Raw genomic sequence first — 14342 nt, forward strand, 5'->3', positions numbered from 1 at the left:
CGATTCAAAGTTTTGGTCCAGCTCTTCTATCGCGCTCGGCGAACCCGGAGGGTTGCGAGTGCACGGGCCGGTAGTTAAAAAAGGCAAGACGCGGATTTTAAAGGAAAATCCGCGTCCGTGCCAGTCGTGCCGCGGTGACTTTCGTCCCGGACGAATACTCAATAAGCTCGCGCTTACTTGTCCAGCCCAGCCGGCGGCCAGTTTTCGAGCTTCATGCCGAGCGTCAGACCACGCGACGCCAGTACTTCCTTGATTTCGTTCAACGACTTGCGGCCCAGATTCGGCGTCTTCAGCAGTTCGTTTTCCGTGCGCTGGATCAGGTCGCCGATGTAGTAAATGTTCTCGGCCTTCAGGCAGTTCGCGGAACGAACCGTGAGTTCGAGATCATCCACCGGACGCAGCAGGATCGGATCGATCTGCGGCGCACGCGAAGGCGCTTCAGCGGCAGCTTCCGTGCCTTCCAGCGCAGCGAACACCGACAGCTGATCGACCAGAATACGTGCCGATTGACGAATCGCTTCTTCCGGCGAAATCACACCGTTGGTTTCGATGTTCATGACGAGCTTGTCGAGGTCGGTACGCTGTTCGACACGCGCGCTTTCCACGGCATAGCTCACACGGCGAACCGGCGAGAACGAAGCGTCCAGCACGATACGGCCGATGATCTTGGCCGACTCTTCGCCGTAGCGACGCACGTTGCCCGGCACATAACCGCGGCCCTTTTCGACCTTGATCTGAACGTCGAGCTTGCCGCCCTTCGACAGATGCGCAATCACGTGATCCGGATTGATCACTTCACAATCGTGCGCGAGTTCGATGTCACCGGCGGTGACAACGCCTTCGCCTTCCTTGCGCAGCGTAACCGTCACTTCGTCACGATTATGCAACTTGAACACGACACCCTTCAGGTTCAGCAGCAGGTTGACTACGTCCTCTTGCACACCGTCGAGCGTCGAATACTCGTGAACCACGCCTGCAATCGTCACTTCGGTCGGCGCGTAGCCGATCATCGACGACAGCAGTACGCGCCGAAGCGCGTTACCCAAGGTGTGGCCGTAACCGCGTTCAAACGGTTCCATGACCACTTTCGCATGGCTCTCACCAAGCGATTCAACTGCGATGATCTTGGGCTTCAACAAACTGGTTTGCATAGGTTTTCCTTTTCAATACCCTCGGCTCGTTACACCGATAAGGCTGACCGGTAACAACCTGAAAATAAACAGCCGAGGCGCCCCCTTGCGCATCGCAATCAGGGTGCCCCGGCCGCCAATCCGATTACCGCGAATACAATTCGACGATCAGGCTTTCGTTGATATCGCCAGCGATATCGCTGCGTTCCGGCTTGCTCTTGAACGTGCCTTCGAACTTCTTCGAATCGACAGCGACCCAGCTCGGCAGACCGCCTTGCTCAGCCAGCGACAGCGCTTCGAGAATACGCGCTTGCTTCTTGGCCTGTTCACGCACCGCAACCACGTCACCTGCCTTAACTTGCAGCGACGGGATGTTGGTGACGACGCCGTTCACCGTGATCGCCTTGTGGCCGACGAGTTGACGCGCTTCAGCGCGCGTCGAACCGAAGCCCATGCGATACACGACGTTGTCGAGACGCGACTCGAGCAATTGCAGCAGGTTTTCACCCGTGTTGCCCTTGAGGCGGTCGGCTTCAGCGAAGTAACGGCGGAACTGGCGCTCGAGAACGCCGTAGATGCGCTTCACTTTTTGCTTTTCGCGCAGCTGCGTGCCGTAGTCGGACGTACGGGCACCCGAAGTGCGGCCATGTTGGCCAGGCTTGCTGTCAAGCTTGCACTTGTCAGCCAGCGAACGACGGGCGCTCTTCAGGAAGAGGTCAGTGCCTTCACGGCGGGACAGCTTGGCCTTAGGGCCGATATAACGTGCCACGTTGATTCCTTCAATGATTGATCACGTGAACTCGCGTTCACGCTAGTCCGAACCCTTTGGGTCGAACGGTGGGCTTAGTCAATTCAATAACGCAAGCAGCCCGTCGTCGCCGGCACACTACCCGGCGGCAACAGGCGCTAGCGAAACAAGCGTCTTAGATACGACGACGCTTCGGCGGACGGCAGCCGTTGTGCGGTACCGGCGTCACGTCGGAGATCGCGGTGATCTTGATGCCAAGACCATGCAACGCGCGCACCGCGGACTCACGGCCAGGGCCAGGGCCCTTGATCCGCACTTCGAGGTTCTTCACGCCGTATTCCATCGCCACGCGGCCAGCCGATTCAGCTGCCACCTGGGCTGCAAACGGGGTCGATTTACGCGAACCCTTGAAGCCCTGACCACCCGACGTTGCCCAGGCGAGTGCGTTGCCCTGACGATCGGTGATCGTGATGATGGTGTTGTTGAACGACGCGTGAACGTGAACCACGCCCTCGGCGACGTTCTTCTTGACCTTCTTGCGAACGCGTTGCGCCGCGGAGTTGTTCGAAGCCTTAGCCATTACGTTTTCCTGTAACTGTCAGTTCCGCTTACTTCTTCAGCGATTGCGCTGCACGACGCGGACCCTTGCGCGTACGGGCATTCGTACGCGTGCGTTGGCCACGCAGGGGCAAGCCCTTGCGGTGACGCACGCCACGATAGCAGCCCAGATCCATCAGCCGCTTGATGTTCATCGTCGTTTCACGGCGAAGATCGCCTTCGACGATGAACTTGCCGACTTCTTCACGCAGCTTTTCGAGGTCTGCGTCGTTCAGGTCCTTGACCTTCTTCGAAAATGCCACACCAGCAGCGACGCAAATGTCGCGCGAGCGCGTGCGGCCAATACCGTAAATCGCCGTCAGGCCAATTTCGGTATGCTGGTGATTCGGGATGTTAACCCCTGCGATACGAGCCATTGTTTTTCCTCAAACAAAAAGCGCAAGCAAAAGCGCGGCGTTCAGCCTTGACGCTGTTTGTGGCGCGGATCAGAGCTGCAAATCACGCGCACAACGCCTTTGCGCTTGATGATCTTGCAATTGCGGCAAATGCGCTTAACCGATGCCATCACTTTCATGATATTACCCTTTTTTCAAATCACTTCGCCCGGAACACGATCCGCGCACGCGACAGATCGTAAGGCGTCAATTCAACCGTCACCTTGTCGCCCGGCAGGATTCGGATGTAGTGCATCCGCATCTTGCCGGATATGTGTCCCAATACGACATGGCCGTTTTCCAGCTTCACCCTGAAGGTAGCATTAGGCAGGTTTTCGATGACTTCACCCTGCATCTGGATCACATCGTCTTTGGCCATAAGTCCTTTCAACGCATCGGGACGCCGCCGCCTTTGAAATTGGCTTTCTTCAGCAGCGATTCATACTGTTGCGACATAACGTACGACTGCACCTGCGCCATGAAATCCATTGTGACGACGACAATGATCAGCAGCGACGTTCCACCAAAATAAAACGGCACGTTCCAGCGCAGCACCAGAAATTCGGGCAGCAGACACACGAACACGATGTAGATCGCACCAGCCAGCGTCAGACGCGTGAGGATGCGGTCGATATATCGAGCCGTCTGATCGCCCGGGCGAATACCCGGGACGAAAGCGCCGCTCTTCTTCAGGTTGTCGGCCGTTTCCCTGCTGTTGAACACCAGTGCGGTGTAGAAAAAGCAGAAGAAGACGATCGCCAACGCGTACAACAACACATACACGGGTTGACCGGGCTTAAGCGCTTCGGCCACGTTGTGCAGCGTGTCTGCGAACCAGCTGTTACGCGACCCCGAACTAAACCAGTTCAGGATAGTTGCCGGGAAGAGAATGATCGACGATGCAAAGATCGGCGGAATCACGCCCGACATGTTCAGCTTCAGCGGCAGATGTGACGACTGCCCACCGTAAATCTTGTTACCGACCTGCCGCTTCGCATAGTTCACGAGGATCTTGCGCTGGCCGCGTTCGATAAACACCACCAGGTAGGTCACAGCAGCGATCAGTGCAACCACGATAATCGCCGAGAACGGACCCATCGAGCCGGTTCGCACCAGTTCAAACAGACCGCCGATTGCATTCGGGAAACCCGCCGCAATCCCGCCGAAAATAATGATCGAGATACCGTTGCCAAGCCCGCGTTCCGTGATCTGCTCACCCAGCCACATCAGGAACATCGTGCCGGTCACCAGCGTTACGACCGTTGTCAGACGGAACACCATACCCGGATCAATCACCAGGCCCGGCTGGTTCTCAAGCGCCACGGCGATGCCGAAGGCCTGGAACGTTGCCAGCAGGACCGTGAAGATACGCGTGTACTGCGTGATCTTCCGTTGACCCGCTTGCCCTTCTTTCTTCAGCGCTTCCATTTGCGGCGAGACAATCGCCAGCAACTGCATGATGATCGACGCCGAAATGTACGGCATGATCCCAAGCGCGAAAATCGTGAACCGCGAAAGTGCGCCACCCGAGAACATGTTGAACATGCCAAGGATGCCACCCGACTGGCTCTGGAACAGCTTTGCCAGTTGGTCCGGATCAATACCCGGAACCGGAATATGCGCGCCGATACGGTAGACGACCAGCGCCAGCAGCAGGAACACTGCACGCCGACGCAGATCGCCGAACTTCGCCGCGCTTCGACCGGGTTTTGCGAGACTCGGGCTGTTAGCCAAGTAGCTTCTCCGATGCAAATGCTAGTGACGGCAAACGACTTGCACGTTACTCGGCAAAGGAGCCGCCAGCTGCTTCAATCGCAGCGCGCGCACCCTTCGTCGCACCCAGACCCTTCACAACGATCTTGCGCTTTAGCTCGCCCGTCTTGATGATCTTGGCGCTCGTGATCAGCTCGCCGACCAGGCCGGCTTGCTTCAGAGCCAGCAGATCGATTTCGTCGACCGGCAGCTTTTCAAGATCCGACAGACGCACTTCACCGACGAATTCCTTCGTCAGCGAGGTGAAGCCCCGCTTCGGCAGGCGACGTTGCAGCGGCATTTGACCGCCTTCGAAGCCAACCTTGTGGAAGCCGCCCGAACGCGACTTTTGACCCTTGTGACCACGGCCAGCCGTCTTGCCGAGGCCCGAACCGATACCACGACCCACGCGACGCTTTGCGTGCTTCGAGCCTTCGGCCGGCTTCAGGTTATTCAATTCCATTATCAACTCCTTGAGTCCGGGTCAGCCGCTTAGCTGATGACCTTAACGAGGTACGAAACCTTGTTGATCATGCCGCGCACAGCCGGCGTGTCTTGCAACTCGCTAACCGAGTTGAGTCGACGCAGGCCCAGGCCACGCACCGTAGCGCGGTGCGTTTCGCGGGTCCCGATCAGGCTCTTGACGAGCTGAACCTTGACAGTTTTATCAGACATGGTGTCCACCTTTAGCCCAGAATTTCTTCGACGGACTTGCCACGCTTCGCCGCGATGTCGCCCGGCGTGGACTGCTTGCGCAGGCCGTCGAGCGTTGCACGAACGAGGTTGTACGGGTTCGTCGAACCGTGGCTCTTGGCCACCACATTCTGCACACCCATCACGTCGAACACTGCGCGCATCGGGCCGCCAGCGATCACGCCGGTACCATCCTTCGCCGGAGCGAGGAGGACTGCGGATGCGCCGTGCTTACCGTGCACTTCGTGTTGCAACGTACCGTTCTTGAGCGGCACCTTGAACATGTTGCGGCGAGCTTGTTCCATTGCCTTCTGAACAGCAACCGGAACTTCCTTCGCTTTGCCCTTGCCCATGCCGATGCGGCCATCGCCGTCGCCAACCACGGTCAGTGCGGCAAAACCGAGAATCCGGCCGCCCTTCACAACCTTGGTCACGCGGTTGACCGAAATCATCTTTTCGCGCAGGCCATCGTCGCGTTCGTCAGCCTGAACTTTCGCTTGCATCTTTGCCATGACGAATTCTTCCCTTAGAACTTGAGTCCGGCTTCGCGCGCCGCATCAGCCAGCGCTTTCACGCGGCCGTGGTAACGGAAACCCGAACGGTCGAAGGCGACGGATTCGATGCCGGCAGCCTTAGCCTTTTCTGCAATGCGCTTGCCGATCAGCGTAGCAGCAGCAACGTTGCCACCCTTGCCGGTCTGATCAGCCAGTTGCGCACGCACTTCGGCTTCGAGCGTCGACGCGCTGGCGAGCACCTTGGTGCCGCACGGCGAGAACACTTGCGCATAGATGTGCGTGTTCGTGCGATGCACGGCGAGACGCGCGACCTGCAGCTCAGCGATCTTGATACGCGTCTGACGAGCGCGGCGCAGGCGAGATTGAGTCTTATCCATGATTGCGCACCCTTACTTCTTCTTCGTTTCTTTGAGGATCACAACCTCGTTGGCGTAACGCACACCCTTGCCCTTATAGGGCTCCGGCGGACGATAGCCGCGCACTTCTGCAGCGACCTGGCCAACTTGTTGCTTATTGATCCCCTTGATCACGATTTCGGTTTGCGTCGGGGTTTCAGCCTTGACGCCTTCCGGCATCTGGTGCACCACGGGGTGCGAGAAACCCAGCGACAGGTTCAGCTTGTCGCCTTGCGCCTGTGCGCGGTAACCGACGCCAACCAGCGTCAGCTTGCGCTCGAAACCCTTCGTCACGCCGTTCACCATGTTCGCAACGAGTGCGCGCATCGTGCCCGACATCGCGTTCGCTTCGCGGCTTTCGTCAACCGGCTCGAACTTCAGCGTGCCGTTGTCGTTCACCACTTTCACGAGGCGGTTTGCAGCTTGCGTAATCGTGCCCAACGGACCCTTGACGGTGATGCGATCGTCGCTCAGGGCCACTTCCGCGCCTTGCAGCACGATCGGGCTTTTACCTACTCGAGACATGTTTCTCTCCTTTCGGCCTTAAGCGACGTAGCAGATGACTTCGCCGCCAACGCCCGTAGCGCGCGCCTTGCGGTCCGTCATCACGCCCTTCGGCGTCGACACGATTGCCACGCCGAGGCCATTCATGACCACGGGGATGTCGTTACGGCCGCGGTACACACGCAGACCAGGCTTCGAAACGCGTTCAATGCGTTCGATGACCGGACGGCCAGCGTAGTACTTCAACACGATGTTCAATTCCGACTTCGCACCTTCGGACTTCACTGCGAAATCGTCGATATAGCCTTCGTCCTTCAGGACCTGCGCGATCGCAACCTTCACTTTCGACGAGGGCATTTGCACCGAAACCTTCTCAACCATCTGCGCATTGCGGATGCGAGTCAGCATATCGGCGATAGGATCACTCATGCTCATTTACGTTTCTCCTATTACCAGCTCGCCTTGGTCAGGCCAGGGATCTCGCCGCGGAACGCGATTTCGCGAATCTTGTTACGCGCCAGCCCGAATTTACGGAACGTGCCGCGCGGGCGACCGGTAATTGCGCAACGGTTGCGCTTACGGGTCGGATTAGAGTTGCGCGGCAGTTGTTGCAGTTCGAGACGGGCTGCGTAGTGCTCTTCGTCCGACTTGCTCATATCGCCAATGATCGCCTTCAACTCGTTACGCTTGGGAGCGTACTTAGCAGCGAGGCGAGCACGCTTCTTTTCACGTTCGATCAGTGCCAGTTTAGCCACGGTAACCTCAGTTTCTGAACGGGAACTTGAAGCTGGCGAGCAGGGCCTTTGCTTCGTCGTCGGTCTTCGCAGTCGTCGTGATGCTGATGTTCAGCCCACGCAGTGCGTCGATCTTGTCGTAGTCGATTTCGGGGAAAATGATCTGCTCTTTCACACCGATGTTGTAGTTGCCGCGACCATCGAACGCACGACCCGACACGCCACGGAAGTCGCGCACACGGGGGAGCGCAACCGTCACGAAACGGTCCAGAAATTCGTACATTGCCTGACCACGTAACGTGACCATTGCACCGATCGGATAGCCCTGACGGATCTTGAAGCCAGCGATTGCCTTACGTGCCTTCGTGATCACCGGCTTCTGGCCAGCAATCTTCGTCAGGTCGCCAACGGCGTTTTCGATGATCTTCTTGTCAGCAACCGCTTCGCCAAGGCCCATGTTCAGGGTAATCTTGGTGATGCGCGGCACTTCCATCACGGACTTGTAACCGAACTTCTCGATGAGGCCGGGTACAACCTTCTCTTTGTAAAACTCTTGCAAACGAGCCATTTTTTTACTCCGCAGCGTCAGGCGCTCAGCTCGGCACCGGTCGTCTTAAGGAAACGGACTTTCTTGTCTCCTTCGACCTTGATGCCTACACGCGATGCCTTGCCATTCGCGTCGACCAATGCGACGTTCGAAATTTGCAGCGGCATCGTCTTGGCTTCCACGCCGCCCGTCGTACCCTTCATCGGGTTCGGCTTGACATGCTTCTTGACGAGGTTAATGCCCTCGACCGTCACATGATTCTCGCCAACGGACAGCACGATGCCGCGCTTGCCCTTGTCCTTGCCGGTGATGACGATAACTTCGTCACCTTTGCGAATCTTGTTCATCGCGACTCCTTACAGCACTTCCGGTGCCAGCGAAACGATCTTCATGAATCGTTCGCTACGCAACTCGCGCGTGACAGGCCCGAAAATACGGGTGCCAATAGGTTCGAGCTTGGCATTCAACAACACAGCGGCGTTGCCATCGAACTTGATCAGCGAGCCGTCCTGACGACGAACGCCCTTGGCGGTGCGAACCACCACGGCGTTATAAATTTCGCCTTTCTTCACGCGCCCGCGCGGCGTTGCTTCTTTGACGGTCACCTTGATGATGTCGCCAATGCTGGCATAACGACGCTTCGAGCCGCCGAGCACCTTGATGCACATGACTTCACGTGCACCCGTGTTGTCGGCCACTTCAAGCCGAGTTTCGGTCTGGATCATGGTTTATCATTCCCAACTTAATCCGGTCGCACCACCATGGCGCACCCGGTCAGTCTTGGTCCCGTCAGCCAATCGGCTGCTTGGGTTAGAACAGCAGCGACGGCAAACGAAACCCGCCATCGCAATCCGGTGAATCCTTCGGAACAGACTGGCGCCTGAACCGCTTCCCCCACCAACTTCGCCCGCGACGGGGCTCCCACAAAGAGGGAAGACCGAGATTATAACAAATAATCTCGGTCTTGCAAGCGAAACTTACTGCGATTTCAACTACTTCTACAACTTGCGGCGTCAGATGACGCGAGCAGCCTCGACCAGGCGAGCCACAACCCAAGCTTTCGTCTTAGAAATCGGACGTGTTTCCTGGATTTCAACAAGGTCGCCCTCGTTGTACGTGTTCGCATCGTCGTGCGCGTGGTACTTCTTCGAACGCACAACGTACTTGCCGTAGATCGGGTGCTTCACGCGGTGCTCGACCAGCACGGTGACCGTCTTGTCCATCTTGTTGCTGACGACCTTGCCGACCAGCGTCCGCTTGAGCGAGGTTTTTACGCTATCGTTCATTTCTGGTTCGCCTTCTCAGTCAGGACGGTCCGCACACGTGCGATGTCGCGACGGACCTTCTTCAGCTGGCTCGTGTTCGTGAGCTGCTGGGTCGCGAGTTGCATGCGCAGGCCGAATTGCGCCTTCAGCAGGTCCGACAGCTCCTTGTTGAGCGCGGCCTGATCTTTCTGGTGAAGTTCGGAAGCCTTCATCATTTGCTCCTTAGGCGCCGAGCTGACGAACGATAACGGTCGTCTTGAGCGGCAGCTTCGCTGCAGCCAGACGGAACGCTTCGCGTGCCAACTCTTCGGTTACGCCGTCCATTTCGTACAGCATCTTGCCCGGTTGAATCTCTGCGACGTAGTACTCAGGGTTACCTTTACCGTTACCCATACGTACTTCAGCCGGCTTATGCGAAATCGGCTTGTCCGGGAAAATGCGGATCCAGATACGGCCACCACGCTTGATGTGACGGGTCATTGCACGACGCGCCGCTTCAATCTGGCGCGCGGTCAAACGACCACGACCGATAGCCTTCAGACCGTATTCACCGAACGACACCGCGTTGCCGCGGGTGGCGATACCGGTGTTACGACCCTTCTGCTCTTTGCGATACTTTCTGCGTTTCGGTTGCAGCATCGTTATTCTCCAGTCTTCCCGTCACCGCCAGCACGACGGGGGGCGCCACGGCGTGCACCTGCCGGACCACCACCTTCACCATCGCGACGCGGACGGCGATCGCCACCCGGACGTGCATTGCGGCGCGGACGCTTTTCTTCGGCGACTTCTTCCACCACCGGTGCGTCGTTGCGGCCGAGCGTATCGCCCTTGTAGACCCACACCTTCACGCCGATGATGCCGTACGTCGTCTTCGCTTCCGAAGTTGCGTAGTCGATGTCAGCGCGCAGCGTATGAAGGGGTACGCGACCTTCGCGATACCATTCCGTACGGGCGATTTCGATACCGTTCAGGCGGCCAGCGCTCATGATCTTGATGCCTTGAGCACCCAGACGCATGGCGTTTTGCATTGCACGCTTCATCGCGCGGCGGAACATAATCCGGCGCTCGAGCTGTTGCGTGATCGAATCGGCGATCAGTTGCGCATCGGTTTCCGGCTTGCGGATTTCTTCGATGTTGACGTGAACCGGAACGCCCATACGCTTCTGGAGTTCCGACTTCAACAGTTCGATATCCTCGCCCTTCTTGCCGATGACCACGCCCGGACGCGAGCTATAAATCGTAATGCGCGCGTTCTTCGCCGGACGCTCGATAACGACGCGACCAACCGAAGCGTTCTTCAGCTTCTTCTTCAGGTACTCACGTACACCGATGTCTTCCTGCAACATCGCCGCGAAATTGTTGTTGTTCGCGTACCAACGCGACGCCCAATTGCGGCTGACGGCCAAACGGAAGCCAGTCGGATGAATTTTCTGTCCCATCGTATGACCCCTTAGTTACCGACCGTCACAGTGATGTGACAGGATTGCTTCTCGATGCGGTTACCGCGGCCTTTAGCGCGCGCGGTAAAACGCTTGAGCGAGGCAGCCTTGTCGATATAGATGCTCGTGATCTTGAGCTCATCGATATCGGCGCCTTCGTTGTGCTCCGCATTCGCGATCGCCGACAGCACGACCTTTTTCACGATTCCCGCAGCCTTCTTCGGCGAGAACGTCAGAACGTTCAGCGCCTTGTCGACCGGCAAACCGCGGATCTGGTCAGCCACAAGGCGCGTCTTCTGCGCCGAGATGCGGGCACCGCGATGAATTGCTTTCACTTCCATCATGAGCCCCTTATTTCTTAGCCTTCTTGTCGGCCGCGTGACCCTTGAACGTCCGGGTCAATGCGAACTCGCCAAGCTTGTGGCCGACCATGTTTTCCGAGATATACACCGGAACGTGTTGACGGCCGTTGTGCACGGCAATCGTCAAACCGATGAAATCCGGCAGAATCGTCGAACGACGCGACCAGGTTTTGATCGGCTTCTTATCCCGCGAAGCTGCAGCCGCCTCAACTTTCTTCAGCAAATGGGCGTCGCAGAACGGACCTTTTTTTACAGAACGTGCCATTGCCTACTCCTTAACGCTTGTGACGGCGCTGGACGATCATGCTCGTCGTGCGCTTGTTGCTGCGGGTACGATAACCCTTCGTCGGCGTGCCCCACGGGCTCACCGGGTCGCGACCTGCAGCCGTCTTGCCTTCACCACCACCGTGCGGGTGATCGACCGGGTTCATTGCAACGCCACGCACCGTCGGGCGGATACCGCGCCAGCGGTTTGCGCCAGCCTTACCGATTTGACGGAGGCTGTGCTCTTCGTTGCCAACTTCACCGATCGTCGCGCGGCACTCAACGTGCACACGGCGAATTTCACCCGAACGCAGGCGGACCTGTGCGTAGGTACCTTCACGAGCCAGCAGCATCGCCGACGTACCAGCCGAACGCGCCATTTGCGCGCCCTTGCCCGGCAGCATTTCGATGCAGTGAATCGTCGTACCGACCGGAATGTTGCGGATCGGCAGCGTGTTACCTGCGCGGATCGGAGCTTCCGAACCCGACATCAGTTGCTGACCCACCGTCACACCCTTCGGAGCGATGATGTACTTGCGCTCGCCGTCCGCGTACAGAACCAGCGCGATGTTCGCGCTACGGTTCGGATCGTACTCAAGACGTTCGACCTTGGCCGGAATGCCATCCTTCGTGCGACGGAAATCGACGACACGATAGTGATGCTTATGACCACCGCCCTTATGACGCGTGGTGATGTGACCGTTGTTGTTACGGCCGGCGATCGAGGATTGCGCGTCGAGCAGCGGTGCGAACGGCTTGCCCTTATGCAGATCCTTGTTGACCACCTTGACCATCGCGCGGCGACCCGGCGAAGTCGGCTTAACTTTAACGATTGCCATGATTACTTGGCCTCCGCTTCAAAGTTGATTTCCTGACCAGGCTTCAGGCAGACGTAGGCCTTCTTCACGTCCTTGCGCTTGCCCATGAAGCGGCCAAAGCGCTTTGCCTTGCCCTTCGAGACCAGCACGTTGACGGAATCGACTTCCACCTTGAACATCAGTTCAACAGCGGCCTTCACTTCCTGCTTCGTGGCATCCGGCGCGACTTCGAACACGACTTGCTCGTTCTTGTCGGCCACCAGCGTCGCCTTTTCGGAGATCACCGGCGCGAGCAGGACCTGCATCAAACGATGATCGTTCTTGCGAATCTCGCTCATGACAGCAACTCCTCGATCTGGGCGACCGCAGCCTTCGTGATCAGGATCTTCTTGAAGTAGATCAGCGACAGCGGGTCGGCGTAACGCGGCTCGACAACTGCCACATGGGCGAGGTTGCGCGACGCGAGGTACAGGTTTTCGTCAACCGTGTCGGTAATCACCAGCACGGATTCGAGACCCATCGCCTTGAATTTTTCGGCCAGCAGCTTCGTCTTCGGCGCTTCGAGCGTCAGCTCGTCAACCACCGAGATGCGGCCTTCGCGAGCCAGCTGCGAGAAGATCGAGCAGAGACCTGCGCGATGCATCTTCTTGTTAACCTTGTGCGAAAAGTTTTCTTCCGGCGAATTCGGGAAGATACGGCCACCGCCGCGCCACAACGGGCTCGACGACATACCGGCACGGGCGCGACCCGTGCCCTTTTGACGCCACGGCTTCTTGGTCGTGTGCTTGACTTGCTCACGGTCCTTCTGCGCGCGGTTACCGCTACGGGCGTTAGCCTGGTAGGCCACCACAACCTGGTGAATCAGGGCTTCGTTGTAATCACGGCCGAACACGACGTCCGACGCGCTAACAGCTGCGCCTTCCTGACCATTGGCATTCAGGAGCTTAAGTTCCATTATTTCGCTCCTTTCACGGCGCGCGTCTTCACGGCCGGCGTCACGAAAACCTTGCCGCCCTTAGCACCCGGAACGGCACCCTTGACCAGCAACAGCTTGCGGTCGGCGTCGATACGAGCGATTTCGAGGTTTTGCACGGTTACCGTATCGTCACCCATGTGACCGGTCATGCGCTTACCCGGGAAAACACGACCCGGATCCTGCGCCATACCGATCGAACCCGGCACGTTGTGCGAGCGCGAGTTACCGTGCGAGGCACGGCCGGATGCGAAGTTGTAACGCTTGATGGTACCGGCGTAGCCCTTACCGATCGACACGCCTTGCACGTCGACCTTTTGGCCTACTTCGAAAAGATCGGGACCCACTACGGCGCCGTTCGACAACTCGGCAGCCTTAGCGGCATCAACCTGGAATTCTTTGAGGATTTCACCGGCTTGAACACCGGCTTTGGCGAGATGACCTGCCAGCGGCTTCGTCACGCGCGATGCACGGCGCGTACCGAATGCAACCTGAACGGCCGTATAGCCATCGGTTTCCACAGTCTTGATCTGCGTCACGCGGTTGTCGGACACGTCCAGAACGGTGACGGGAATCGAATCCCCTTCAGCCGTAAAGATACGGGTCATGCCAACCTTGCGACCTACGAGTCCAAGGCTCATCGTTTTCTCCATTCCCGACTGCGATTGGTCGGGGCTAATTTACAAAATGCCGGCGTTTTTCAAGCTGAAGCACACCGACTTTTTTGCGCAAATGCGCGAAAAGCCCACTATTATAGCGAGGCTTTTCGTTTTCCGCAAGCAATCAATGACTTAGCGACGCCCAGCGGACTGGGCATCGCCGCAAAGCCTTATTGCAGCTTGATTTCCACGTCTACGCCAGCCGGCAGATCGAGCTTCATCAGTGCGTCGACGGTCTTGTCCGTCGGGTCAACGATGTCCATCAGGCGCTGGTGAGTGCGGATTTCGAGCTGGTCGCGCGACGTCTTGTTGACGTGCGGCGAACGCAGGATGTCGAAACGTTGAATACGGGTCGGCAGGGGCACCGGACCACGAACGATTGCGCCAGTCCGCTTTGCCGTGTCGACAATTTCAGCTGCCGATTGATCAATCAGGCGATAGTCGAAAGCCTTCAGGCGAATGCGGATTTTCTGGTTCTGCATGACAATTCCTTGGAAAGAGCGAGGCGATGTTGCATCGCCAAATATAAAAAGAACGTAGGACCGGACACCC

28 protein-coding genes are annotated in these 14342 nt (G+C 57.8%); all 28 read right to left on the bottom strand.

Features of this window, described 5'->3' with window-relative positions; translation table 11 throughout:
• Positions 1-173: 173 nt before the first annotated feature.
• Positions 174-1151 (bottom strand): DNA-directed RNA polymerase subunit alpha, encoded by a 978-nt coding sequence (locus P3T24_RS33285; RefSeq protein ID WP_027199071.1) that lies wholly within the window; start codon positions 1149-1151, stop codon positions 174-176.
• Between the two features lie 124 nt (positions 1152-1275).
• Positions 1276-1899 carry a 30S ribosomal protein S4 gene (gene rpsD / locus P3T24_RS33290; RefSeq protein WP_074262694.1) on the bottom strand — a complete coding sequence of 208 codons (624 nt, stop codon included), beginning with the start codon at positions 1897-1899 and terminating at the stop codon, positions 1276-1278.
• 154 nt (positions 1900-2053) lie between these two features.
• Complete coding sequence (gene rpsK, locus P3T24_RS33295) at positions 2054-2458, bottom strand: 30S ribosomal protein S11 (RefSeq protein WP_006052224.1); 405 nt, start codon at positions 2456-2458, stop codon at positions 2054-2056.
• 28 nt (positions 2459-2486) lie between these two features.
• Positions 2487-2852, bottom strand: a complete 366-nt coding sequence (gene rpsM, locus P3T24_RS33300) for a 30S ribosomal protein S13 (RefSeq protein WP_006052223.1) — start codon at positions 2850-2852, stop codon at positions 2487-2489.
• Positions 2853-2893: 41 nt separating this feature from the next.
• A complete protein-coding gene (gene rpmJ, locus P3T24_RS33305) occupies positions 2894-3010 on the bottom strand; it encodes a 50S ribosomal protein L36 (protein ID WP_004199844.1) in 117 nt (38 codons plus the stop codon).
• Between the two features lie 20 nt (positions 3011-3030).
• Positions 3031-3249 carry a translation initiation factor IF-1 gene (gene infA, locus P3T24_RS33310; RefSeq protein WP_004521905.1) on the bottom strand — a complete coding sequence of 73 codons (219 nt, stop codon included), beginning with the start codon at positions 3247-3249 and terminating at the stop codon, positions 3031-3033.
• An 8-nt stretch (positions 3250-3257) separates the two neighbouring features.
• Positions 3258-4604, bottom strand: a complete 1347-nt coding sequence (gene secY / locus P3T24_RS33315; RefSeq protein ID WP_074262695.1) for a preprotein translocase subunit SecY — start codon at positions 4602-4604, stop codon at positions 3258-3260.
• 46 nt (positions 4605-4650) lie between these two features.
• A complete protein-coding gene (rplO, locus tag P3T24_RS33320) occupies positions 4651-5085 on the bottom strand; it encodes a 50S ribosomal protein L15 (RefSeq protein WP_074262696.1) in 435 nt (144 codons plus the stop codon).
• Positions 5086-5114: 29 nt separating this feature from the next.
• Positions 5115-5297, bottom strand: a complete 183-nt coding sequence (gene rpmD, locus P3T24_RS33325) for a 50S ribosomal protein L30 (RefSeq protein ID WP_007180126.1) — start codon at positions 5295-5297, stop codon at positions 5115-5117.
• A gap of 11 nt (positions 5298-5308) precedes the next feature.
• Positions 5309-5827, bottom strand: a complete 519-nt coding sequence (gene rpsE / locus P3T24_RS33330; RefSeq protein WP_074262697.1) for a 30S ribosomal protein S5 — start codon at positions 5825-5827, stop codon at positions 5309-5311.
• A gap of 14 nt (positions 5828-5841) precedes the next feature.
• Positions 5842-6207: a 50S ribosomal protein L18 gene (gene rplR, locus P3T24_RS33335; RefSeq protein WP_006052218.1), complete on the bottom strand. Its 366-nt coding sequence runs from the start codon at positions 6205-6207 to the stop codon at positions 5842-5844.
• Between the two features lie 12 nt (positions 6208-6219).
• Positions 6220-6750, bottom strand: coding sequence for a 50S ribosomal protein L6 (gene rplF, locus P3T24_RS33340; protein WP_074262698.1), 531 nt, complete (start codon positions 6748-6750; stop codon positions 6220-6222).
• An 18-nt stretch (positions 6751-6768) separates the two neighbouring features.
• On the bottom strand, positions 6769-7164 hold the full coding sequence (gene rpsH / locus P3T24_RS33345; protein WP_074262699.1) for a 30S ribosomal protein S8: 396 nt from the start codon (positions 7162-7164) through the stop codon (positions 6769-6771).
• A 14-nt stretch (positions 7165-7178) separates the two neighbouring features.
• On the bottom strand, positions 7179-7484 hold the full coding sequence (rpsN, locus tag P3T24_RS33350; protein WP_074262700.1) for a 30S ribosomal protein S14: 306 nt from the start codon (positions 7482-7484) through the stop codon (positions 7179-7181).
• A gap of 7 nt (positions 7485-7491) precedes the next feature.
• The gene (gene rplE / locus P3T24_RS33355; RefSeq protein ID WP_006052214.1) at positions 7492-8031 is read right to left on the bottom strand and encodes a 50S ribosomal protein L5; all 540 of its coding nucleotides are present in this window, start codon (positions 8029-8031) and stop codon (positions 7492-7494) included.
• A gap of 17 nt (positions 8032-8048) precedes the next feature.
• Positions 8049-8357 (bottom strand): 50S ribosomal protein L24, encoded by a 309-nt coding sequence (rplX, locus tag P3T24_RS33360; RefSeq protein WP_074262701.1) that lies wholly within the window; start codon positions 8355-8357, stop codon positions 8049-8051.
• A gap of 9 nt (positions 8358-8366) precedes the next feature.
• A complete protein-coding gene (gene rplN, locus P3T24_RS33365) occupies positions 8367-8735 on the bottom strand; it encodes a 50S ribosomal protein L14 (protein WP_006052212.1) in 369 nt (122 codons plus the stop codon).
• A 288-nt stretch (positions 8736-9023) separates the two neighbouring features.
• Complete coding sequence (rpsQ, locus tag P3T24_RS33370; protein WP_007180129.1) at positions 9024-9296, bottom strand: 30S ribosomal protein S17; 273 nt, start codon at positions 9294-9296, stop codon at positions 9024-9026.
• A complete protein-coding gene (gene rpmC, locus P3T24_RS33375; protein WP_007180130.1) occupies positions 9293-9487 on the bottom strand; it encodes a 50S ribosomal protein L29 in 195 nt (64 codons plus the stop codon). Before rpmC ends, rpsQ begins: the two co-directional genes overlap by 4 nt.
• 10 nt (positions 9488-9497) lie before the next feature.
• A complete protein-coding gene (gene rplP / locus P3T24_RS33380; protein WP_074262702.1) occupies positions 9498-9914 on the bottom strand; it encodes a 50S ribosomal protein L16 in 417 nt (138 codons plus the stop codon).
• A gap of 2 nt (positions 9915-9916) precedes the next feature.
• A complete protein-coding gene (gene rpsC, locus P3T24_RS33385; RefSeq protein ID WP_429411483.1) occupies positions 9917-10714 on the bottom strand; it encodes a 30S ribosomal protein S3 in 798 nt (265 codons plus the stop codon).
• 11 nt (positions 10715-10725) lie between these two features.
• Positions 10726-11058, bottom strand: coding sequence for a 50S ribosomal protein L22 (gene rplV, locus P3T24_RS33390; protein ID WP_007180133.1), 333 nt, complete (start codon positions 11056-11058; stop codon positions 10726-10728).
• 7 nt (positions 11059-11065) lie between these two features.
• Positions 11066-11341: a 30S ribosomal protein S19 gene (rpsS, locus tag P3T24_RS33395; RefSeq protein ID WP_004199273.1), complete on the bottom strand. Its 276-nt coding sequence runs from the start codon at positions 11339-11341 to the stop codon at positions 11066-11068.
• 10 nt (positions 11342-11351) lie between these two features.
• Positions 11352-12179: a 50S ribosomal protein L2 gene (rplB, locus tag P3T24_RS33400; RefSeq protein WP_074262704.1), complete on the bottom strand. Its 828-nt coding sequence runs from the start codon at positions 12177-12179 to the stop codon at positions 11352-11354.
• 2 nt (positions 12180-12181) lie between these two features.
• Complete coding sequence (gene rplW / locus P3T24_RS33405) at positions 12182-12496, bottom strand: 50S ribosomal protein L23 (protein ID WP_074262705.1); 315 nt, start codon at positions 12494-12496, stop codon at positions 12182-12184.
• The gene (gene rplD / locus P3T24_RS33410; protein WP_074262706.1) at positions 12493-13113 is read right to left on the bottom strand and encodes a 50S ribosomal protein L4; all 621 of its coding nucleotides are present in this window, start codon (positions 13111-13113) and stop codon (positions 12493-12495) included. Before rplD ends, rplW begins: the two co-directional genes overlap by 4 nt.
• Positions 13113-13772 (bottom strand): 50S ribosomal protein L3, encoded by a 660-nt coding sequence (gene rplC, locus P3T24_RS33415; protein WP_074262707.1) that lies wholly within the window; start codon positions 13770-13772, stop codon positions 13113-13115. The genes rplD and rplC overlap by 1 nt, the downstream gene beginning before the upstream one ends.
• 188 nt (positions 13773-13960) lie before the next feature.
• Positions 13961-14272, bottom strand: a complete 312-nt coding sequence (rpsJ, locus tag P3T24_RS33420) for a 30S ribosomal protein S10 (RefSeq protein WP_006998489.1) — start codon at positions 14270-14272, stop codon at positions 13961-13963.
• Positions 14273-14342: the final 70 nt, after the last annotated feature.

The sequence above is a fragment of the Paraburkholderia sp. GAS33 genome (assembly GCF_050436645.1).
Classification (GTDB): Bacteria; Pseudomonadota; Gammaproteobacteria; order Burkholderiales; family Burkholderiaceae; genus Paraburkholderia; species Paraburkholderia phenazinium_B.